Origin of the sequence: Kribbella polygonati (genome assembly GCF_050320105.1) — a bacterium.
Classification (GTDB): Bacteria; Actinomycetota; Actinomycetes; order Propionibacteriales; family Kribbellaceae; genus Kribbella.
Genome location: NZ_CP190129.1, coordinates 8,362,119 through 8,382,986, shown reverse-complemented (window position 1 = coordinate 8,382,986; position 20,868 = coordinate 8,362,119). Strand labels below are relative to the sequence as shown.

General features: G+C 69.3%; 19 protein-coding genes. 10 read left to right on the top strand and 9 right to left on the bottom strand.

Annotated elements, in window-relative coordinates; genetic code table 11:
• Window positions 1–31: 31 nt before the first annotated feature.
• From ACQHIV_RS40445 to ACQHIV_RS40435, 3 genes are read right to left on the bottom strand one after another with little or no spacing between them, the layout of a single operon-like run.
• Window positions 32–337 carry an MGMT family protein gene (locus tag ACQHIV_RS40445; protein ID WP_427889796.1) on the bottom strand — a complete coding sequence of 102 codons (306 nt, stop codon included), beginning with the start codon at window positions 335–337 and terminating at the stop codon, window positions 32–34.
• Between the two features lie 9 nt (window positions 338–346).
• Window positions 347–1,186, bottom strand: a complete 840-nt coding sequence (locus tag ACQHIV_RS40440) for a TIGR03560 family F420-dependent LLM class oxidoreductase (protein WP_427889795.1) — start codon at window positions 1,184–1,186, stop codon at window positions 347–349.
• Between the two features lie 51 nt (window positions 1,187–1,237).
• Complete coding sequence (locus ACQHIV_RS40435; RefSeq protein ID WP_427889793.1) at window positions 1,238–1,504, bottom strand: DUF2277 domain-containing protein; 267 nt, start codon at window positions 1,502–1,504, stop codon at window positions 1,238–1,240.
• Window positions 1,505–1,582: 78 nt separating this feature from the next.
• On the opposite strand from ACQHIV_RS40435, the gene ACQHIV_RS40430 reads away from it, so the two are divergent.
• Together ACQHIV_RS40430 and ACQHIV_RS40425 are read left to right on the top strand one after the other, a co-directional pair.
• Window positions 1,583–2,218, top strand: coding sequence for a TetR/AcrR family transcriptional regulator (locus ACQHIV_RS40430; RefSeq protein WP_427889791.1), 636 nt, complete (start codon window positions 1,583–1,585; stop codon window positions 2,216–2,218).
• 2 nt (window positions 2,219–2,220) lie between these two features.
• The gene (locus ACQHIV_RS40425) at window positions 2,221–3,000 is read left to right on the top strand and encodes a maleylpyruvate isomerase family mycothiol-dependent enzyme (protein ID WP_427889790.1); all 780 of its coding nucleotides are present in this window, start codon (window positions 2,221–2,223) and stop codon (window positions 2,998–3,000) included.
• Here ACQHIV_RS40425 and moeZ read toward each other — a convergent pair.
• The 3 genes from moeZ to ACQHIV_RS40410 all read right to left on the bottom strand — a co-directional run bounded on the left by moeZ (window position 2,997) and on the right by ACQHIV_RS40410 (window position 8,034).
• Complete coding sequence (gene moeZ, locus ACQHIV_RS40420) at window positions 2,997–4,187, bottom strand: adenylyltransferase/sulfurtransferase MoeZ (RefSeq protein ID WP_427889788.1); 1,191 nt, start codon at window positions 4,185–4,187, stop codon at window positions 2,997–2,999. The genes ACQHIV_RS40425 and moeZ overlap by 4 nt on opposite strands.
• Before the next feature lie 120 nt (window positions 4,188–4,307).
• The gene (locus ACQHIV_RS40415) at window positions 4,308–6,947 is read right to left on the bottom strand and encodes a Calx-beta domain-containing protein (protein ID WP_427889786.1); all 2,640 of its coding nucleotides are present in this window, start codon (window positions 6,945–6,947) and stop codon (window positions 4,308–4,310) included.
• 151 nt (window positions 6,948–7,098) lie between these two features.
• On the bottom strand, window positions 7,099–8,034 hold the full coding sequence (locus ACQHIV_RS40410) for an alpha/beta fold hydrolase (RefSeq protein ID WP_427889784.1): 936 nt from the start codon (window positions 8,032–8,034) through the stop codon (window positions 7,099–7,101).
• Window positions 8,035–8,076: 42 nt separating this feature from the next.
• Between ACQHIV_RS40410 and ligD the strand changes: the two genes are divergently transcribed.
• From ligD to ACQHIV_RS40385, 5 genes are all read left to right on the top strand, one after another.
• Complete coding sequence (gene ligD, locus ACQHIV_RS40405) at window positions 8,077–9,006, top strand: non-homologous end-joining DNA ligase (protein WP_427889782.1); 930 nt, start codon at window positions 8,077–8,079, stop codon at window positions 9,004–9,006.
• 20 nt (window positions 9,007–9,026) lie between these two features.
• On the top strand, window positions 9,027–9,167 hold the full coding sequence (locus tag ACQHIV_RS40400) for a hypothetical protein (protein WP_427889780.1): 141 nt from the start codon (window positions 9,027–9,029) through the stop codon (window positions 9,165–9,167).
• A gap of 161 nt (window positions 9,168–9,328) precedes the next feature.
• Complete coding sequence (locus tag ACQHIV_RS40395) at window positions 9,329–9,958, top strand: TetR/AcrR family transcriptional regulator (RefSeq protein WP_209693503.1); 630 nt, start codon at window positions 9,329–9,331, stop codon at window positions 9,956–9,958.
• A 105-nt stretch (window positions 9,959–10,063) separates the two neighbouring features.
• A complete protein-coding gene (locus ACQHIV_RS40390; RefSeq protein ID WP_209693502.1) occupies window positions 10,064–10,291 on the top strand; it encodes a DUF3107 domain-containing protein in 228 nt (75 codons plus the stop codon).
• A gap of 160 nt (window positions 10,292–10,451) precedes the next feature.
• On the top strand, window positions 10,452–10,727 hold the full coding sequence (locus ACQHIV_RS40385) for a GlsB/YeaQ/YmgE family stress response membrane protein (RefSeq protein ID WP_427889778.1): 276 nt from the start codon (window positions 10,452–10,454) through the stop codon (window positions 10,725–10,727).
• 66 nt (window positions 10,728–10,793) lie between these two features.
• Here the strand turns inward: ACQHIV_RS40385 and ACQHIV_RS40380 are convergent, their stop codons facing one another.
• The gene (locus ACQHIV_RS40380; RefSeq protein ID WP_427889776.1) at window positions 10,794–11,474 is read right to left on the bottom strand and encodes a ferritin-like fold-containing protein; all 681 of its coding nucleotides are present in this window, start codon (window positions 11,472–11,474) and stop codon (window positions 10,794–10,796) included.
• A 283-nt stretch (window positions 11,475–11,757) separates the two neighbouring features.
• On the opposite strand from ACQHIV_RS40380, the gene ACQHIV_RS40375 reads away from it, so the two are divergent.
• Together ACQHIV_RS40375 and ACQHIV_RS40370 are read left to right on the top strand one after the other, a co-directional pair.
• Window positions 11,758–14,283: a DEAD/DEAH box helicase gene (locus ACQHIV_RS40375; RefSeq protein ID WP_427889774.1), complete on the top strand. Its 2,526-nt coding sequence runs from the start codon at window positions 11,758–11,760 to the stop codon at window positions 14,281–14,283.
• Between the two features lie 743 nt (window positions 14,284–15,026).
• On the top strand, window positions 15,027–15,893 hold the full coding sequence (locus tag ACQHIV_RS40370; RefSeq protein WP_427889772.1) for a DUF4349 domain-containing protein: 867 nt from the start codon (window positions 15,027–15,029) through the stop codon (window positions 15,891–15,893).
• Here the strand turns inward: ACQHIV_RS40370 and ACQHIV_RS40365 are convergent.
• Window positions 15,887–16,639 (bottom strand): ParA family protein, encoded by a 753-nt coding sequence (locus ACQHIV_RS40365; RefSeq protein ID WP_427889770.1) that lies wholly within the window; start codon window positions 16,637–16,639, stop codon window positions 15,887–15,889. The two genes, ACQHIV_RS40370 and ACQHIV_RS40365, sit on opposite strands and share 7 nt — an antisense overlap.
• A 56-nt stretch (window positions 16,640–16,695) precedes the next feature.
• Between ACQHIV_RS40365 and ACQHIV_RS40360 the strand changes: the two genes are divergently transcribed.
• The gene (locus ACQHIV_RS40360) at window positions 16,696–17,571 is read left to right on the top strand and encodes an alpha/beta fold hydrolase (RefSeq protein ID WP_427889768.1); all 876 of its coding nucleotides are present in this window, start codon (window positions 16,696–16,698) and stop codon (window positions 17,569–17,571) included.
• Here ACQHIV_RS40360 and ACQHIV_RS40355 read toward each other — a convergent pair.
• Window positions 17,558–20,854 (bottom strand): DUF2961 domain-containing protein, encoded by a 3,297-nt coding sequence (locus tag ACQHIV_RS40355; protein WP_427889766.1) that lies wholly within the window; start codon window positions 20,852–20,854, stop codon window positions 17,558–17,560. The two genes, ACQHIV_RS40360 and ACQHIV_RS40355, sit on opposite strands and share 14 nt — an antisense overlap.
• Between the last annotated feature and the right edge of the window lie 14 nt (window positions 20,855–20,868).

Sequence of the window (20,868 nt, the reverse complement as noted above, 5' to 3'; positions counted from 1 at the left end):
TTCGCGAACCGGCGCCCCGGCGTTCGCCCGGTCAGCCGGAAAGCGGACGCGGATCCCAACGGGTCTCGCGCAGATTCACCCGGCCGTTGGTGATCCGGACGCCGTCGGACCGGAGCCGGTGCAGCTGCTCGTCACCGACCTCGTCGGCCGGTACGCCGGACGCGCGGATCACCCGCCACCACGGCACGCTCGCGCCGTACTCGCGCATGATCGCGCCGACCTGCCGCGGTCCGCCCTGGCCGACGTACTCGGCGATGTCGCCGTACGTCGCGACGCTGCCCGCCGGAATCGACTCCACGGCCTGCAGTACCGCCTCGACGTACTCCTCCCGATCCACACGCACAATCTAGGCGAGTGGGGCGAGCGCCTTCGCGAGCGGCTCCAGGACCGACGGGCCCGCGTCCAGCGGCAGGTTCATGATCACCAGGTCGACGCCGGCCTCGCCGTACGCCGCTGCTTCGGCGACCGCCTTGTCGAGCGGGGCGTCCGGGTCGATCCGGACATTCACCGAGCAGGTGATCTCGCCGACGTCGCGGCCGACCTCCGCGCAGCGCTGGACCAGGACGTTCTTGAGCGACTTCCAGTCGTCGGTGCCCTGGACGATCGCGTTCCATTGCTGCGCCCACCTGGCGACCGCGCCGAGTGTCCGTTTCGGGCCCCTGCCGCCGATCGTGATCGGCGGATGCGGCGTCTGCACCGGCTTCGGGTTGCAGTACGCGTCGGTGAGCTTGACGTACTTGCCGTCGAAGTTCGCAACCTTCTCGGTGAGCAGCGCGATGATCGCCTGGGTGCCCTCGTCGAACCGGTCGAAACGCTCCTTCAGCCCGTACAGCTCGATGCCGTACGCCGCGGTCTCCATCTCGTTCCAGCCGGCGCCGATGCCGAGCTCGAGCCGGCCGCCCGAGATGATGTCGGTGGTCGCGGCCATGTTCGCGAGCACCGCCGGATGCCGGTAGATCATCCCGGTCACCTGGCAGCCGAGCCGGATCCGCGAGGTCGCCTGCGCCAGCGCGGCGAGCGTCGTCCAGGCCTCCAGGTTCGGGCCCTGCATGTCACCGGTGAGCGGATAGAAGTGGTCCCAGTGCCAGGCGGACTCGAAGATCTCGAACTGGTCCGCCGCGACCCACACGTCCCGCATCTGCTGCCAGGTGGTGTGCTCCGGCCTGGTCTTGATCGCGAACCGCATCTGCGCCCTCCCTAGAGGCAACCGAGTCCCGTGGGCGAGACTACCCCCGGGTCAGTCCAGGCCGAGGCGGGCGCGGACCTCGGGGCGGCGCAGTGGTGGCACCGTCTGTGGTGGGGTACGGCGGGCCGGCATCTCGTCGAGGAGTTGCTCGGTGATGCGGGCGACCTCGGTGGCCGCGCGCTCGATCGGGCCGCGCGTGGTCGCGCTCAGCGAGCCGACGCCGGTCACCTTTCGGACGTACTGCAACGCGGCCGCGTAGATCTCCTCGGAGGTCGCGGACGGCTCGAGTCCCCGGAGCACGGTGATGTTTCTGCACATGCCTTCAGACAGTACGCGCCACCAGGGACAGTCTACGGGGTATTGACATCCCTAATGCCGTTAGGTTTTCCTCAGGGTATGAGCACTGCCGCGCCGGACCGCCGTACCCGCCGCCGTCAGGGGACGATCGCGGAGATCCTCGACGTCGCCATCGAACTGATGAGCAGCGAGGGGGTCGCGGCGCTCAGCCTGTCCGCGGTGGCGCGGCGGCTCGGCATGCGGCCGCCGTCGCTGTACCAGTACTTCCCGTCGAAGATGGCGATCTACGACGCGTTGTTCCAGCGTGGCGCCGAGCTGTTCCTCGCCTCGCAGCGGGAGGCGGTCGCGGCCGCTGCCACCGGCGACGTCCTCGAGCTGCACCGGATCGGAACCACCGCGTTCGCGCGCTGGAGCATGCGGAACCCGGTCTACTCGCAGCTGCTGTTCTGGCGGACGATCCCCGGGTTCGTGCCGAGCCCGGAGGCGTACGCGCCGGCACAGGAGGCGCTGGCCGACGTACGCGCGCAGCTCCAGGCAGGGGTCGACGGCGGCCGGTTGCATCCGGACGCCGCGAGCGAGGAGGGGCTGGCGGTGTTCACGTCGATCACGGCGGGCGTGCTCTCGCAGCAGCTGGCGAACGAGCCGGACGCGTCGTTCGACGAGGGGCGGTTCAGCCGGCTGCTTCCCGTCGTACTCGAGATGTTCTACCGGTACTACGCACCAACCAGGGGGTAACGATGACCGCAGTACTCGCGGAGCGGATCGGGCGGGCCGGGCGCCCGCAGTGCCGGACCCACCGGGACGCCGAGCTCCGGGCGTGGCACGAACTGCTCGCGTCGATCGAGGGGGACGACTGGCAGCGCCGTACGGTCTGCGACGAGTGGGACGTCGCGGACATCGCCGGGCACCTGATCGGGCAGGCGGAGGACGTCAACAGCCTGATGTCGTTCCCGCGGCGGTACCGGAAGGCGAAGCAGGTCTATCCGGACGTGCCGCGGATCGACGCACACATGATGGTCCAGGCCGACGAGCACCGCGGTACGCCGCCGGCGCGGCTGCGGACGTCGTTCGACGAGGTGTGGTCGCGCGCAACCGAGCGGATCTCGACGGAGCCGGGGTTGCTGCGGCGGGTGTCGATGACGTTCAACGGATTCCGGATGAACCTCGGGTACATCCACGACATCCTGCTGGCGCGGGACCTGTGGATGCACCGCGACGACGTCTGCCAGGCGCTGGGCCGCCCGTTCGACACCGGGCTGTACGGCGAGGAGCTGGTCGCGCAGGTGATGTACGACGTGATCGACGGCCCGTGGTGGGGCGAGCGGCCGGCGGTCGAGGTGGAACTGACGGGCGCGGGAGGTGGGACCTATCAGCTCGGGAGGGGTGCGCCGGTGGGTCGCGCCGCGGTGGACGCGGTCGGCTACATGCGAACCCTGTCCGGACGCGACAACGCCCCGGTGGTTACCGGCGATCCGGTAGCCACCGAGGCAGTCGCTTCGTGCAGGATGCCGTTTTAGTACGAAGGCTGGCTCGGGTCGATCTGGTCGACCCAGGCGACCACGCCACCACCGACGTGCACGGCGTCCGCGAAGCCGGCGCCCTTGGCGATGGCGAGGACCTCGGCGGAGCGGACGCCGGACTTGCAGTGGAAGACCAACTGCTTGTCCTGCGGCAGCTTCTCCAGCGCCACGCCGGTCTGGAAGTCCGCCTTCGGGATCAGCACCGAGCCCGGGATCCGGTTGATCTCGTACTCGTTCGGCTCCCGGACGTCGATCAGGACGAAGTCCTTCTCGCCGTTCTCCTTCAGCTTGATCCACTCGCTGAGCTGCTTGACCGAGATCGTCGAGCCGGCGGCCGCGTCGGCCGCCTCCTCGGTGATCGCGCCGCAGAAGCTCTCGTAGTCGATCAGCTCGGTGACGGTCGGGTGCTCGCCGCAGATGGCGCAGTTCGGGTCCTTGCGGACCTTCAGCGAACGCCAGTTGAGGTCGAGCGCCTCGTAGATGTTCAGCCGGCCCAGCGACGGGTCGCCGATCCCGGTGAGCAGCTTGATCGCCTCGGTGACCTGCGCGGCGCCGACCGACGCGCAGAGCACGCCGAGGACACCGCCCTCGGCGCAGGACGGCACCATGCCGGGCGGCGGAGGCTCCGGGTACAGGCAGCGGTAGCACGGGCCGTTGTCGGCCCAGAACACGCTGACCTGGCCGTCGAAGCGGAAGATCGAGCCCCACACGTACGGCTTGTGCAGCAGCACCGCGGCGTCGTTCACCAGGTACCTGGTGGCGAAGTTGTCGGTGCCGTCGACGATCAGGTCGTACGGCTCGAAGATCTCGAACACGTTGTCGTTGTCCAGCCGGGTCTCGTGCAGGACGACGTTCGTGTACGGGTTGACCTCGAGGATGGACTCCTTGGCGGACTGCGCCTTGGACTTGCCCACGTCGGACTGGCCGTGGATGACCTGGCGCTGCAGGTTGGACTCGTCGACGGTGTCGAACTCGACGATGCCGAGCGTGCCGACACCGGCGGCGGCCAGGTAGAGCAGCGCGGGGCTGCCGAGACCGCCGGCGCCGATCACCAGCACCTTGGCGTTCTTCAGCCGCTTCTGCCCGGCCATCCCGACCTCGGGGATGATCAGATGCCGCGAATACCGCCGCACCTCGTCAATCGTCAGCTCGTCGGCCGGTTCGACCAGCGGTGGCAGTGACACGTGTCGGCTCCTCAGGAAGACGTCGGACGGGATCTCCGGTTTTCAACCATCTGTCCCGCCTCCATGTTCCCGCACTATCCCAACAGCCCCCGACAGAGTCCACATCCCGGTACCCCCGTCTCAGTCGTTGTCGGTGATCGTGCCGGTGAGCGTGGTCGGGACCTTCAGCACGGCGCCGTCGACGGTGTCGATCACCACGCTAAATGTCTCGGTCGGCTCCTTGACCTTGTCGTCGAGGATCTTCACCTGCAGCTCACCGGTCGTCGTCCCGGGTTCGACGTACCCGTCGACGGCCCGGCTCACCGGCCCGGTGCCGTCGTCGTTGACGCTGGCGTAGTCCTTCCGGATCACCGCCGTACCGTCCTTGAGCACGCCGGAGAAGGTGATGTACTTGTCGCTCGGTGCGGACAGCTTGACCGGGAAGTTGACGACGCCCGCCTTCTCCACGGTCTTCAGGTTGCCGAGGGTGAGCTTCGGCGTTGGGTCGTCGTCAAGAACCAAGCCGTGCCCGAAGGACTCGTTCAGCAGCGCCTCGTGCGGTGCGGACAGCACCAGGCTGAACGGGAGGTCGTAGCTGTCTCGGGTGTTCCCTGTGACGGGCACAGTCACCTTTTGACGTACCTGGCCCGGCTTGAACACCAGCCGGCGCGCTACCTCGCCTACAGACTCCCCCAGCTCCCCGTTGGTCTCGGCGTACACGGTGACCGGCCGGATGCTCGGCCGCGACAGCCGGACCCAGAAGTCCATGGTGTGCGTGCCCTTGTCCCCTTCCTTCACGGTGACGTTCGAAGCGGACAACTTCGGCAGCAGGACCGCCGGCGCCGACAGCCCGAGCCCGGGGCTCGAGAAGCTCAAGTCACTCACGTACGCCGACCCCGTGGCGACCCTGTCCGTCCGTAGCTCCACGCTGCGCACATCGCTCAGGTCCACGCCCTTCAGCGACGTCAACGGGATCCGTACCGTCCGCAGCAGGTTCTTCGGCAGCCCGTTGCCGTTGGCGCCAGGCATCCGTACCAGTGCGTCGCTGACGGTGGACACAGGTACGGCGACCGCCCGCCCCTGCCCGTCGACCACACGGACGGTCAGGTCCGTCGTCGGTTTACCTGCCGGGTCCGGTGCGGCGCGGAACGTGAGGGCGGCGAACCGCCGTACGTCACGCTGCCAGGCAGGGACAGCAATGCGCACTACCCCGTTGGTGCCGCTCCACTTGAGCTTGGTGACCGCGGTGGTCGGTGTCTTCGACGCGAACCAGGCTGTGGTCCAGTGCGGGGCGTTGGCCCAGTCGTCGGTACTCATGCACGTCGGCAGCGCGGCCCTGACCGCCGTACTGGTCACACCGGCGCACACGGTCGCCGTAGCCTTCCCGGTGACCGCCCCGGCCGGTAGAGCCGTGTCGAAGTGGTTCAGATCCTCCCGCGACGCCAACGGCGCCTGGGACACCACCCGTACGACGGCCTTGCCGGCAGACGCAGCCCGCGAGTCAGAGCCGTCGAATTGCGGCAGGAACTGCGTCTCATGTCCCAACTGCAGCCGGAAGAAGCCCGCGATGTACGCCGTACCGACAGCCTGCTGCTGCTTCGCCGTCAACCGGCCCGGAGTCTTCGCACCACACGGCGACTCCTTCTCGTCACCGGCCCAGTCGTCGTTGGACGGAGCCACCGACTGCCCTGGCGTCCACTCGGTGTTGAAGAAGTTGTGGTCCGCGCCCAGCACCGTGACGGTCGACCGTGGCGCGGTGTCACCGGTCACGGAGTACCTGGTGTCGTCGTAGAACTGCTGGCCTTCCAGATCGGACACGTCCCCGTCGCAGTACGGCAGTACGACGCTCATGGCAACGCCCGGCACCGTGGCACGCGCGAAGTCCGTAGGAGCGAGCGGGAGTACCGCACGGATGCCGTAGAGGCCGCCGCGGTCCGCGTTGAGTACGGCGGCCCGGGCAACGCCCTCGCCGCCACGTGAGTGACCCATCAGGCCGACGTTCTGCAGGTCCACCTTGCCGACGAAGCGAGTACCGAAGGGCCCGCCGCCGACCGTGGACCATTTCCGCCAGAGGGCCAGGTGGTCCAGGATCAGCTCGGCCCGGGCCTGTGCGCCGGCGTCGTACGCGTCACCGTCCCAGCCGTTGATGGCGTTGGCGCTGATCGACACGACCTGGTAGCCGTTGCTGGCCAGTGCCGTCGCCGGCCCGTCGTACCCGCGGTAGCTGGGGACCGGCTTCATCCCCTTGGGGCAAGGCCACGGCTTGTCGAGGCCGTTGGGGTCTGTGGGATCCCCGTAGCAGTTCTGGTGCCGGCCGTGCAGGAAGACGACCAGTGGTCGCGGTCCGAACGCACCGCGCGGCGTGTAGACCTTGCCGAGCAGCTCGGACCGGTGCCCGAGGCCAGGCAGGTACACGGCCTCGTCACCCAGGTTGTACTCGGCGGTGTCCACCTTGTACTTGCCCAGGGCGCCCGGGTCGGCCGGCAGTAGCGGACCGCGCCGCGCTTTCAACCAGTAGCCGTCCGTTGGGCCGGCCGCGGCAGTAATACCCCGGCTCTTACTCGCCTCCTTGCCCAGGTCTCCGGACCAGACGAGGCGTACGTCGTGTGCTGTCAGGACGGCCGGGTCGGTGGTGACCAGGGTCATCGTCCTGCGGTTGGGCGACTGCTTGGCGACGCCCAGCGGCGTACCGTCGGCCTCCAACAGCGGAAGGGACGCGCGCAGCGGTGCCGGCGCGTCGAGGTGCAGGGTCACTTGGTAGCCCGCTGCGAGCGGTCGCACGTCCCATTGGTTGCTTTGAGCAACAACTGGCGGCGCGGCGGTCGCCGGCAGCGACCCCACCCCCAGAAGTACGGCGATCCCCAACGACAGATTTCGGGCGGTTCTGCCAATCACGCGCCCAAGTTGACCCGACGAGACCTTCGGTCGTGTCTCAGTGGCGCCTCGGAATCCCTTCGATCAGCTGCCGGAAGGCGCGGGCCACCTCCCCGGGATGTTCCATCTGCGCCACATGTCCCGACTGCGGCAGATAGAGCAGGTGTGCGTTCGGGAACGTGCGCTGCGCCTTGGTACGGATCTTTGCGTCAACCAGACGGTCCTTGCCGCCGTAGATCAACAGCACCGGGCATTGCACCGTGGCCGCGTCCGCCCACAACGACCGGCGCGGTCTGGCCAGTGACGACCGCAGAATGCTGCGGGCACCCTCCACCGTCGCCTGCCGGCCCCACGGGTCGGTGTCGCGTCGATGCAGCTCGGCCTCGTACGCCGCACGCACCTCCGGCGGCAGCGAACGTGGGTCCCCGAACACCATCGCCAGCGACGCCTCGAAGCGCTGGTCGAACGGCCGCCGCTGCGTCCGCTCCAGCACAGCAGGACCGAGCCGCGGCGTTGCGAGTGCCGTGAACCACAGGGCACTCGCAGACACGCGCGGATGCGGCAGGGCCGGTGAGATGAGGGTCAGCGACGCCACCAGGTCCGGCCGTTGCGCGGCCAGTGCCACGGAGGCCGCCCCGCCCATCGAGTTCCCGAACACGTGCACCGGCCGGTCGCCGTACTCCTTCTCCAGCAACCGCACGAGGATCTCGGCCTGTTCGGTGATCCCGGTCACGCCCGACAACGGCGTACGGCCGAAGCCCGGCAGGTCGGGCGCGATGCCACTGATGGTGTCCTTGAGCAGCACGCCGAGCGCCGTCCAGTTCAGCGACGAACCGCCGAGGCCGTGCACGAACAACGCGGGCGGCAGGTCCGGTGCGGTCGCCGGCAGGTCCCTGACCAGCAGTTCCACCCCTGCGACCGGCACCCGCCGCTCCGGCCACTCCTGCAGTTCCACGGGTACGGCATCCCCGGTTACTGGCCCGTAACTATCCACAGAACCCATGGTAGGCCGGTTCGCTGATGGAAACTGGGACTTATGGCGGGTGCGCAGCAGCAGCTGACGACCGAGGTCGACGGGCAGACCATGAAGCTCACGAACCTCGGCAAGGTGCTGTATCCACAGTCCGGGTTCACCAAGGCCGAGGTGATCGACTACTACCACCAGGTGGCGGCCTTGCTGCTGCCACACTTGGCCGACCGTCCGTTGACCCGCAAGCGGTGGCCTGACGGGACGGATGCGCCGTTCTTCTTCGAGAAGAACGCTCCCCGCGGTACGCCGGCCTGGGTACGGACGGAGACGCTGCCGACTCCCGGTAGCTCGACCGGACGCGACGAGATGAGCTTCGTGGTCTGCGACGACGTACAGACCGTGGTGTGGCTGGCGAACCTGGCCGCGCTCGAACTGCATGTCCCGCAGTGGCGGATCGGGCTGTCCGACCAGGGCAAGGACCCGCAGGCCGACCTGATCGTGTTCGACCTGGACCCTGGTCCGGGAGCGTCGATCGTCGAGTGCTGCGACGTGGCGCTGGCCCTGCGGCAACTGCTGCACCACTACGACCTGGAGGGCTGGCCGAAGACCTCGGGAAACAAGGGCATGCACCTGTACGTGCCGATCGAGCCCGCGTCGTCAAGGGAGACCAGTGCCTTCGCCAAGCAGCTGGCCGAGCAGTTGGCGGAGGCCCTGCCGGAGAACGTCACCGCGAACATGACGAAGGCGCTCCGGCCCGGCAAGGTCTTCATCGACTGGAGCCAGAACGCCAGCGCCAAGACCACGCTCGCGCCGTACTCGCTCCGCGGCGCCGACGAGCCCCGCGTGTCGACACCGATCGACTGGGACGAGGTGGCCGCCGCCACGACACCGCAGGACCTGAAGTTCCTGCCGCACGACGTACTGGCCAGGATCGAGGAGTACGGCGACGTGCTCGACGGCCTGTACGACGACCCGCAACCACTGCCGAAGACCTGACCGGAAGGAGACGAGCCGGCATGACCACCACCGATTCCGAGGACCCGCGCGACGAGGACGAGCAGACCGCGGCGGATCCGCTCCCCGCCGAGGCGGACCCGGCCGACGTCGAGGAACAGCGCCGCGAGGTCGGCGACGAGGGCGAGGACGACTACCGCTGAGCGACCCGATCGTTACCACGTTGGAGCGTCCTGGCTCTACCACGATGGAAGACCGGACGGTGGGGAAGCTACTGGCCGGGAGCACTGCTGGGTAGGATTCGTGGAACGACCTGGTGACGGACCCCGACCGCCGCCGGAGAGCACCATCGAAGGAGCCCGCCGTGTCGACGACACCGGAGACCGCACCCAAGCGTGGCAGCCGCCTGCCCCGGCTGGCGCGCCGCGCGCAACTGCTCGAGGCGGCCCAGGAGGTCTTCGTCGCGAACGGGTACCACGCCGCCGCGATGGACGACATCGCCGACCGCGCCGGGGTGTCCAAGCCGGTCCTCTACCAGCACTTCCCCGGCAAGCTGGAGCTGTACCTGGCGCTGCTGGACACGTCCTGCGAGGCGATCGTCGCCTCCGTCCAGGACGCGCTGAAGTCGACCGAGGACAACAAGCTCCGGGTCGCCGCCACCATGCACGCGTTCTACGACTACGTGGCGAACGCGCAGGGCGCCTTCCGGCTGGTGTTCGAGTCCGACCTGACCAACGAGCCGGCCGTCCGGGAGCGCGTCGACCGGGTCACGCACGCCTGCGCCGAAGCCGTCTCCGAGGTGATCAGCGCCGACGCCGGCCTGAACCGGGAGCAGTCGATGGTGCTGGCCGTCAGCCTGGTCGGCATGGCCCAGGTCAGCGCCCGGTACTGGCTCGGCGCCGGCAACCCGACGCTCCCCCAGGAACACGCCGCCGACCTCGTCGCCTCCCTCGCCTGGCGCGGCATCCGCGGCTTCCCCCGCACCGACGGCTGAGGGTTCTGCTCTCGGCGGACGGGTGCGGGTCGGTGACGGCGAGCGGATAGGCTCGAAGCGTCACCGGCGAGAGTCGCCGGTCGGAGCGTGTGCCCGGAGGGTTTCGTGGAGGTCAAGATCGGCGTACAGCACGCCAATCGTGAGTTGGTTCTGGAGAGCGATCAGAGCCCGGAAGAGGTCCAGCAGCTGGTCGCCGACGCGCTCAGCGGGAAGTCCGGTCTGCTCGAGCTGACCGACGACAAGGGGCGCAAGGTCCTCGTCCCGGCCGACCGGCTCGCGTACGTCGAGATCGGCGAGGTCTCGACCCGCAAGGTCGGCTTCGGCGCGATCTAGACGGCATCCGTTCAGATCGCGTTCCGGACACAGTCGCGCGTGTCCGGGTTGCACGGAAGCGTTCAGCGGGCACGATTGCGGTGAGACCTGCGTCCGAACTGGTCTGGTTGTCACGGGGCACCAACCAGGCGCAGGTCGCCACCCCCTCGAAGGAGGAATCGTGGGTTACTGGATCTGGATGCTCATCGTCAGCCTCATCGCGGGCATCATCTTCGGGCCGCTGGCCCGGCTGGTGCTCCCCGGCAAGCAGAACATCAGCCTCGGCTGGACCATCCTGGGCGGCGGCATCGGCGCCTTCATCGGTGGACTGATCGCGAAACTCCTCGGAGTCAAGGACACGCCCGGCCCGGACTGGATCCAGTATCTGCTCCAGATCATCTGTGCTGCGATCGTGGTCGCCATCATCTCGATGCGGAACAGCAAAGCGAAAGCCTGATCCAGGCAGCACCATCAAACGGCCGCCACCCCAACCCGGGGAGGGCGGCCGTTGCCCTGTCCGGGGTCAGGCCTGGAGGCCGAGGGCGGTCATGCGGGCGGTGTGGGCCTCGGTCAGCCGGGTGAACATCCGGCCGATCGCGGCCAGGTCCAGCCCCGGCCGGTCGACACTGCCGGCCAGCAACGCGGCCAGCGAGTCCCGGTCGGCGGCGATCCGCTGCGCCTGGCTGAGTGCCTCGCCGACCAGCCGGCGGCCCCACAGCGCGAGCCGGCCGCCGAGCTTCGGGTCCTCGTCGATCGCGGCCCGGACCCGGTCCACCACGAACTCGGCCTGCCCGGAGTCCCCGAACACCTCCAGCACCAGCGCCCGCGTGCCCGCGTCCACGAACGACGCGATCTCCCGGTAGAAGTCGTTCGCCAGGCCGTCCCCGACGTACGCCTTCACCAGGCCCTCGAGCCAGTCCGACGGCGCGGTGTGGTCGTGGAACGCGTCCAGCGGCGTGACGAACGGCCGCATCGCGTCCATCGGGTCCACGCCCAGTTCCACCAGCCGGTCGCGGAGCCGCTGGAAGTGCCCGAACTCGGTGGTCGCCAGCGCCGCCAGCTCCGCCTTGTCGTCCAGCGTCGGCGCCAGCTTGGCGTCCTCGGCCATCCGCTCGAACGCGGTCAGCTCGCCGTACGCGAGCACACCCAGCAGGTCCACCGCCGCGGCCCGGTAGGCGGGATCGTCAAAGGCCGTCTGCTCCATGCCCGGCACCTTATCTGTCCGCGACTGTGACGCGCGGCACCCTGCGGGCACCCGTTACGCGAGTGGTGCATGCCACACGAGGCGGCGTTGACAGCCGCTGTGGTTACACTGGTGGGCGATTCGCCGGTGACGCGCCCACATGGGCAAGCTGGTGCGAGGTGCTTGCACAGTGTCCCCGCGCCTCACGATCGGGGCTGTCCGGCCCCAGGCGCCCGGCCACAGAGCATCTGTCCGCACAAGCATGTGAGAGGCGATCAGCCTGACCACCTTCCGAGAGCTCGGGGTGCTCCCCGAGATCTGTGACGCGCTCGACCGCGTCAACATCGTCGAACCCTTCCCGATCCAGGAGATGACCCTCCCGGTGGCCCTGATGGGCACCGACCTGATCGGGCAGGCCCGTACCGGCACCGGCAAGACGCTCGGCTTCGGCATCCCGCTGCTGCAGCGCACGATCGCGCCGCACGAGGCCGACTACGCCGAACTGGTCGCCCCCGGCAAGCCGCAGGCGCTCGTCGTCACCCCGACCCGGGAACTCACCATCCAGGTCGCCAAGGACCTCGAGACCGCGTCCACCGTCCGCGAGGTGCGGATCCTGACCATCTACGGCGGGGTCGCGTACGAGCCGCAGCTGGACGCCCTGAAGAGCGGCGTCGACGTCGTCGTCGGTACGCCGGGACGCCTGCTGGACCTGGCGAATCGCGGCGTCCTCGACCTCGGCCACATCAAGGTCCTGGTCCTCGACGAGGCCGACGAGATGCTCGACCTGGGCTTCCTGCCCGACGTCGAGCGGATCCTCCGCAAGACGCCCGAGCTGCGGCAGACGATGTTGTTCTCGGCAACGATGCCGTCGGCCGTGATCGGCCTGGCGCGCACCCACATGCGGCACCCGCTGAACATCCGCGCGGAGTCGCACGAGGACACCGAGATGGTGCCGACCACCGCGCAGTTCGTCTACCGCGCGCACGAGCTCGACAAGCCCGAGGTGGTGGCCCGGATCCTTCAGGCCGAGGACCGCGGCCGGGTGATGATCTTCTGCCGGACCAAGCGCGAGGCGTCCCGGCTGACCGACGACCTGCAGGACCGCGGGTTCAAGGCGGCGGCGATCCACGGCGACCTGAACCAGCAGGCGCGCGAGCGGGCGCTGACCCGGTTCCGCGGCGACAAGGTCGACGTACTGGTCTGTACCGATGTCGCGGCCCGGGGCATCGACGTCGAGGGCGTCACGCACGTCATCAACAACACCTGCCCCGAGGACGAGAAGACCTACATCCACCGGATCGGCCGCACCGGTCGCGCCGGGGCGAGCGGCATCGCCGTCACCTTCGTCGACTGGCCGGACATCACCCGGTGGAAGGTGATCAACAAGGCGCTCGACCTGCCGTACGACGAGCCGCAGGAGATCTACTCGACCTCGCCGGAGCTGTACCACGACCTCGGCATCCCGTCCGAGGCCAAGGGCCGGATCCGTACGGCGCGCGAGTCGCACGAGGTCCGCGAACCCCGTGAACACCGCGAATCCCGCGAGCCGCGCGGCCGGCGCGACCACGCGGAGGCCGACGGCGAGCGTTCCGGCCGGAGCAGGAACCGCAAGCGCAACCGCACCCGGAAGCGCACCCGCGCCGGCCAGCCCGTCGAGGAACTCGCCGACGTCACGACGAAGACCGAAGTACCCCCGGTCGTCTCGGACGAGGCCCCGGCCCGCAAGCCCCGCAAACGCAACCGCAACCGGCGCTCCGGCGAAAACCGTCCCGCCGACGTCGTAGAAGCAAAGGCCACGCCGGAGGCCCCTGCCGAGGTCGCATCCGCTGAGCCGAGCCCGACAGTCGCCGAGCCGACCACACCGACCGAGTCGACCACCCCGGCCGTCGCTGCGGACCGGCCGACCAAGCGCACCCGCACACGGAAGGCAGCAGCCACAAAGCCCGAGCCCGTGGAGGCCCCGGCACCAGCTGTTGAAGCGCCTGCTGCGGAGGCGCCGGCCAAGCGGACACGCACGCGGAAGGCGGCGGCCAGTACGCCGGAACCGGTCGAGGAAGCACCCGCCAAGCGCACCCGCAAGACCGCAGCGAAGAAGGCGACCACCGCCGACACAGCACCTGCGGCTCAGGCGTCTGCGGCTGAAGCGTCTGCTGCGGAGGCGCCTGTCAAGCGGACACGCACCCGGAAGGCGGCGGCCAGTACGCCGGAACCGGTCGAGGAAGCACCCGCCAAGCAGACACGCAAGACCGCAGCGAAGAAGGCGACCACCGCCGACACAGCACCTGCGGCTCAGGCATCAGCTGCTGAGGCGCCTGCTGCGGAGGCGCCTGTCAAGCGGACACGCACCCGGAAGGCGGCGGCCAGTACGCCGGAGCAGGTCGAGGAAGCACCCGCCAAGCAGACACGCAAGACCGCAGCGAAGAAGGCGACCACCGCCGACACAGCACCTGCGGCTCAGGCATCAGCTGCTGAGGCGCCTGCTGCGGAGGCGCCTGTCAAGCGAGCGCGCACGCGGAAGGCAGCTGCTGCCGAGCCCGAGGCAGCCGTGGAAGCACCCGCAAAGCGCACCCGCAAGACTCCGGCCAAGGCGACCGAGGCTGCCGAGGCGCCTGTTAGGCGGGCGCGGAAGACGGCGGCTAAGGCAGCTGAGGCTGCGGAGGCGCCGGCCACGCGGGCTCGGAAGACGGCCAAGGCGGCCGCCGCTTCGGACGCGCCAGCGAAGAAGGCTGCTGCGAAACCAGCGAAGAAGGCTGCTGCGAAGGCAACCAAAGCACCCGCCAAGCGGGCCACGAAGGCTGCCTCCGCACCGCTCTTCAAAGCACCCGAATGAGGTGACGCCGGCCGGGCCCCACCCGGCCGGCACCTCCCGAGTCACCCCGCCGGCGAACCCGCGGGAGCGTCCGCGCTTGACCCACCGAAGCCTCGTACCCCTCACCGGATGCAGACCCGGATCCCCGCACCCGGTGCAGCCACTTCCCTCCCTCACCCGGTGCAGCCCCAGCCCCTCACCCGGTACAGCCCCTGACTCACCTCACCCGGTGAAGCCCTGGACCGCCGTCACCCGGTGAAGCCCCGGACTCACCTCACCCGGTACAGCACCGGCCCCCTCACCCCGTAAAGCCCCAACCCCCTCACCCGGTGAAGCCCGGGACCGCCGTCACCCGGTGAAGCCCTGAACTCCCCTCACCCGGTGCAGCCCCGGACTCACCTCACCCGGTACAGCACCGGCCCCCTCACCCCGTAAAGCCCCAGCCCCCTCACCCGGTGAAGCCCGGGACCGCCGTCGCCCGGTGAAGCCCTGGAGTCCCCTCACCCGGTGAAGCCCTGGACCGCCGTCGCCCGCTGAAGCCCTGGACTCCCCTCACCCGGTGAAGCCCTGGACTCCCCTCACCCGGTGAAGCCCTGAACTCCCCTCACCCGGTGCAGCCCCGGACTCACCTCGCCCGGTGAAGCTCTGGACTCCGCTCACTTGGGTGCAGCTCGGAACGTTTCCTAATGGTGATCTGGCGGTGCAACACCTACCCCTGTGTGCGCCGTCCTAGGGCGGTAATCACGGATGAGAGGGGTTGGGTGATGGGGCGGATCAGGGTGGTTGCTGTTGTGGTGGGGGTGTTGGTGTTGGCGGGGTGTGGTGGGGCTTCCAACGACGAGCATGCGAGTAGTGGGGCGGCGGCGCCGGTCAAGCAGGATTCGGGGGCGGTGGCGAAGCCGCAGGCGTCGGCGCAAGGGAAGTCCGCGGGGCAGGATGATCCGACGATCACGCGGGCGATCATCAAGACCGGTTCGCTGACGGTCGAGGGGGATGATGTGTCGGCGATGCGGCAGAAGGCGGTCACCGCGGTCGCGGGGCTCGACGGTACGGTCGCGTCCGAGGACACCGGCAGCGACCCGGACGGCAACATCACCCGGTCGAGTCTCGTCCTGAAGGTCCCGACCAAGTCCTTCGAGACAGCGATCCAGCAACTCTCCGACCTCGGCAAACGCCTTCAGATCCACCAGGAGTCGCAGGACGTCACCGAGCAGGTCGTCGACGTCGCGAGCCGGATCGAGTCGCAGCGCGCCAGCCTCGACCGCATGCGCGCCCTGATGACCAAGGCGAACACCATCGGCGACATCGTCTCGGTCGAAAGCGAACTGACCCGCCGCGAGTCCGACCTCGAAGCCCTGCTGGCCAAGCAGAAGAACCTCTCCCTGCAGACCGATCTCGCGACCCTCACGCTCACCCTGACGGAGAAGGGCAAGCCCCCGGTCCAGGTCGAGAAGCCGGACAAAGGCTTCCTGGCCGGCCTGAAGAGCGGTTGGCACGCGTTCACCGCGGCGTTCTCCGCGTTGGCGACGGCGGTCGGCGCGCTCCTCCCGTTCCTGATCCTGCTGGCGATCATCGCCGTACCGCTGTGGCGCTTCCGGCACAAGCTGCGCAAGCAGCCCGCCGGTCAGTGAGCCAACGACCCGGCCAACGCCCGGTACGCCTTCGCACCGGGCGAGGTCGGCGCCGTACTCAGCACGGTCTCGCCGATCGCCGGCGCCTCCGCGAACCGGATCGACTTCGGGATCGCCGGCTGCAGCACGTCCAGCGAGTACGTGTCCGCGATCCCCTCGAGTACGGCGCGCGCATGCGTCGTCCGGCCGTCGTACAGCGTCGGCAGCACCCCGAGCACCTGCAGACCGGGGTTCATCAGCCGCTGTACGTCGTGCACGGTGTCGAGTAGTTGCCCTACGCCACGATGCGCCAATGTCTCGCACTGCAAGGGAATCAGTACGTCGGACGCCGCGGACAGCCCGTTCACCGTGAGCAGTCCGAGCGTCGGCGGGCAGTCCACGATGATCCAGTCGTACGCCGAACGCAGCGGGCGCAGCGCGGTCCGCAGTACCTGTTCCGGGCCGCTCTCCCGGGCCAGCTGGACCTCCGCCGTCGCCAGCGCGATCGTCGCCGGCAGCAGGTCCGGGCCGCCGTCGAGCTCGATCAGTACGTCGCGCGCCCGGACGCCGCCGAGCAGTACGTCGTGGACGGACTTGTCCAGGTCCTCCGGGTCGATGCCGACCGAGAACGTCAGACAGGCCTGCGGGTCCAGATCGACGAGCAGGACGCGGAGGCCGAGCTCGGCCAGGGCCGCGCCGAGGGTGGCGACGGTGGTCGTCTTGGCCACGCCGCCTTTCTGATTCGCGACCGCAAGAGTGCGAGGCACGCGGCCATTGTGCCGTACTTCGAACGCCGCGCAATGACCGGTTAGGCTCTCTACCTGTGAGTACGCCGCGTACGTTGACGCTGCCCGACGGGGTGCACCCCGTGACACTCGAGACCGAGCGGGGTTCGTTCGCCACGCTGACCGCTGTGCCGTCGATCGGTACGCCGCTGGGCACCGTGCTGCTGGTGCCGGGCTGGACGGGCAGCAAGGAGGACTTCACTCCCCTGGTCGACCACCTGTGCCGCTACGGCTGGCGTACGGTCGCCGTCGACCAGCGCGGGCAGTACGAGACCGCCGGTCCGAACGACAAGTCGGCGTACTCGCTTGCCGAGCTCGGCGCGGACGTGGTCGCGATGAGCAAGGCGCTCGGTGGATTCAGCCAGCTGGTAGGGCACTCGTTCGGCGGGCTGGTGGCGCGGGAGGCCGTGCTTACCGACCCGTCGGTGTTCTCCACGATCAGCCTGCTCTGCTCGGGCCCTGGTGCGTTCACCGACGAGGCGACGCTGCAGAGCCTGCAGATGCTCGCGTACGGCCTGGAGAACCTCCCGATCGAGCAGGTGTACGACCTGAAGCTCGACCACGACAGCCAGGCTCCCGGGTACGTCGCTCCGCCCGAGGACGTCGCGGCGTTCCTGCGGAAGCGGTTCACCAGCAACGTGCCGACCAGCCTGGCCGAGATCACCCGCCGGCTGACCGACGCCGAGGACAAGACCGAACTGCTGGCGAAGACCACCGTCCGCAAGCAGGTCCTGCACGGCGCCACCGACGACGGCTGGCCGATCCCGGCCCAGCAGGCGATGGCTGCCGCGCTGGGTGTCGAGGCCGAGGTGATCCCGGACGCCGGTCACTCACCGGCGATCGACCAGCCGGCGAAGACCGCCCGGATGCTCGTCGACTTCATCCACGACTACCCGAGCCTCAGGACGGTCTGAGCGCCGAGGGCGCCGGCCATTCGGTGCCCGCGGCGAAGTGGTCGTGCCAGAGCGGCGCCTGCGGATCCGGTACGAAGTCGTGGCCGTTGGACGTCGCGACGTACACGTCGGCGGCCGTTCCGCGGGTGAACGTGACGATGTCGGACAGCCCGTCCCCGTTGAAGTCCCCGGACCCCGGTACTTCGGCGTTGTACGCGAACGAGCTGTGCCAGAGGTCCCCGTCGCCGGTGAACGACCCACCTGTCGAGGTCGCGACGTACACGTCTCCCGCCGTACCGCCGGTGAAGGTGGAGATGTCGTCGCGTCCGTCGCCGTTGTAGTCGCCGACGTCCGGGGTCTCGGTGCCGACCGCGAAGTGCCCGTGCCACTTCCACCCGGTGCCGAGGAACGACTTCCCGTCGGACAGCGCCACGTACACGCTGGCCGTGGTCCCCCGGGTGAACGTCGCGATGTCGTCCCGCCCGTCGCCGTCGAAGTCGCCGACGTCCTGAACCTCGCCGGGCAGCCCGAAGTCGCCGTGCCACAACCAGCTCGTCTGCACGAACTTCGTCCCGTCGGACAGCGACACGTACACGTCGTGCGTCGTCCCGAGCGTGAACGTCACGATGTCGTCCTTACCGTCCCCGTTGAAGTCGCCGACCATCGGGACCTCGCCGTCGAGCGCGAAGAACGTGTGCCAGCGCTCCGCGGGCAGGTACCCGTTCACGCCGTTCGACAAGGCGACCCATACCTCGTGCTTGGTCCCGCGGGTGAACGTGACGATGTCGTCCCGCCCGTCCCCGTTGAAGTCCCCGGTCTGCGGGATCTCGTTGCCGGGGGCGAACGACGGGTGCCAGAGCTGCCCGTCACCGTCGAACCGCGAACCGGTCGAAGTGGATACGTATACATCCGCGGTGTCGCCGCGCGTGAACGTGACCACGTCGTCCTTTCCGTCCCCGTTGACGTCCGACACGGTCGCCGGTCGAGGAGCAGCCGCAAGCGCGGCCGTCGGCGTACTGGCGTTCCCGGCCGCGTCCACCGCGACCACCTTGTAGTACCGGCCGCCGCGGACCGCCTTGTGCAGGTACGCCGGTACCAGCGACGTCCCGACCAGGTTCGCTGCCGTGATCGGCACGTCCGCACTCGTCGAGGAGTAGATCCGGTACGAGGTGGCGCCGAGCGCGGCGTTCCAGTTCAGCAGCACCGAATGCACCCGCGGAGTAGCCGTAACAGCGGATGGCACCTCGGCACTATCAGGCAGGTAGGGCGCAACGATGCTGGCGGCCACGTAGCGCGCAGCAGTCCACGCGGGACCGGTCGGCGCGAGGACCACCTGCACGCTGCTCTTCCCCGCGGTCACCGACGCCGGCAGCGGGAACTCGTCCGTGAGCCACCGCATCGTCCCGTTCCCGAGCGGCTCTCGCCAAGTGCCCACCGGTACGCCGTCCACGGTCACGGCGGCCTCCTGGTACGCCGCCGCCTGGTCCGCCATCCGCCGCAGCAGTACGCCCTGATTCGCGGGGTCGACGGTCATCCGGAAGCTGATCGGGCTGATCCCCGACCGCACCCGGTCCGTCATCGGCAGGTAGTCCAGATCGCCCTCGGCCACGCTCGTCAACGCGGCCTCCGTACCGCCGTCGTCGCCGTACCCGTGCGCCGTCCGCGACGCGCCGTCGCCGACGTCGAAGGCGTCCGTCTCCCGCGTACTGACCGTCGGCTGCGTGTAGAGGAAGCCGGTCGAGCCGTAGTCCGCGATCCAGTCGTTCTGCTGCCCGTGCTCGATCCCGAAGCGGAACGAGGAGTCGTACGACATCGACTCGTTCAGCAGCAGCCGGTAGACGGCGTCGCACTCGCGCGCACACCCCGCCGCCTGTACTTCGTGCGCCGTGTTGCCGGTGAACGCCCGGCTGAACGGTCCGCCCGCGAAGTACCAGCCGCCCTCGTAGAAGTCCTCGGTCCCGGTGCCGTGCTGCTGCGGAGACAGCGAGCCGTCGATGTACACCCGCTCGTCGCCCTCGAGGTAGCCGCGGTTCGTCCCCATCTCGGCGCCGATCGACATCGTCTGCGCGACCCCGACGAGCTTGCCGCGCCCGGTCAGGTTCGCGACCTGCCAGTCGTCGCCCCAGGACGTCCGGCCGCGGTTCGACACGGCGGTGAAGTACGCCGCCGGGCCGCCCGGCAGCAGGTCGGTCGCCCACTTCTCGTCCGGCGCGCTGCTCAGCTGGACCTCGACGTCACCGATCGCGGCGCCGCTCTGGTTCACCAGCGAGACGACCGCAGACGAGCGGTACGGCATCGGCCACCAGGTGGTGAACCAGCCGCCCGCGGCCGGGTCCGCGGCGAACATCAGCGACTTCACGGCGTACGCGCCGAGACCGGTCCCGAAGAACTCCCCCACCGGCGAGTCCACCGTGGTCCGCCCGTCGAACGCGATCCGCAACCGGAGCCCGGCCAGCTGCGCGTCCGACGGCTTCGCCCCGACGAACCGCAGTTTCAGCGCACTGATCGCGCCCGGTCCCTGCAGGCTGCCGAACGCCACCTCCTGACCGTTGCCCAGGGCATGCGTCTCGCCGGTGGTCGTCGTACCGGGTGCGGTCGGCTTCGGGTCTGTCGTACCGGCAGCCCGGAGCTTGTCGAGGACGTCGTTCGCGGGGTCGGACGGGGAGAACGTGGTGATGCCGTCGGCGTCCGGGAAGTGCCGGTAGTTCACGTGGTAGTAGTTCGGGTTGTGCTGGACGACGATCCGCATCGACTGCCGGTACGGCATCGGGACCTTGATCTGGAAGCCGCCGCCGGCCTGGCTCGCGTTCGCCACCAGCGGGTAGACGAACGGCGCGCCGGCCGCGCCGTCGGTCACGTCCTTCAGCGACCGGTTCAGGATCGTCGTACCGTCGAGGGTGATCGTGATGGTGCCGGTGTCGGACACGTCCGGTACGCCGTTGCGCAGCCGGGTGAACCAGATCGAGTCGATCTCGCCGGGGCCGGAGTCCTCGGCGATCACGCAGCCCGCGGAGGTCTCGCGCAGGCAGGCGGACGGGCCGCCGTCGGCGTTGCTGCCGTCGCGGGCGAAACTGGAGAACTGGCGGGTGCTGGTGCCGGGTGAGAGGTACGGCAGCCGGTCGAGCTGACGCAGAGTCTCCCAACCAACAGTCCCCTTGGTTGCCGCGGCGGACGAGGTGAGGCTGGCGGGCGCGGAGGGTGCGGGCGGGGCGGAGGCGACTGCGGTCGCTGGTGATGTGGGGATGGCGAGCGTTGGGAGCGCCAACGCTGCGGCGGCGAGGAGGAGTGCGGGGCGGGGCGGCATGGCGGTGCCTCCTG

Coding starts and splice junctions, on each gene's coding strand:
- ACQHIV_RS40435 (WP_427889793.1), bottom strand. CDS start 1,504: ATGTGCAGAAACATCACCGTGCTCCGGGGACTCGAGCCGTCCGCGACC.
- ACQHIV_RS40380 (WP_427889776.1), bottom strand. CDS start 11,474: ATGGAGCAGACGGCCTTTGACGATCCCGCCTACCGGGCCGCGGCGGTG.
- ACQHIV_RS40400 (WP_427889780.1), top strand. CDS start 9,027: ATGACCACCACCGATTCCGAGGACCCGCGCGACGAGGACGAGCAGACC.
- ACQHIV_RS40355 (WP_427889766.1), bottom strand. CDS start 20,854: ATGCCGCCCCGCCCCGCACTCCTCCTCGCCGCCGCAGCGTTGGCGCTC.
- ACQHIV_RS40430 (WP_427889791.1), top strand. CDS start 1,583: ATGAGCACTGCCGCGCCGGACCGCCGTACCCGCCGCCGTCAGGGGACG.
- ACQHIV_RS40440 (WP_427889795.1), bottom strand. CDS start 1,186: ATGCGGTTCGCGATCAAGACCAGGCCGGAGCACACCACCTGGCAGCAG.
- ACQHIV_RS40425 (WP_427889790.1), top strand. CDS start 2,221: ATGACCGCAGTACTCGCGGAGCGGATCGGGCGGGCCGGGCGCCCGCAG.
- ligD (WP_427889782.1), top strand. CDS start 8,077: ATGGCGGGTGCGCAGCAGCAGCTGACGACCGAGGTCGACGGGCAGACC.
- ACQHIV_RS40370 (WP_427889772.1), top strand. CDS start 15,027: ATGGGGCGGATCAGGGTGGTTGCTGTTGTGGTGGGGGTGTTGGTGTTG.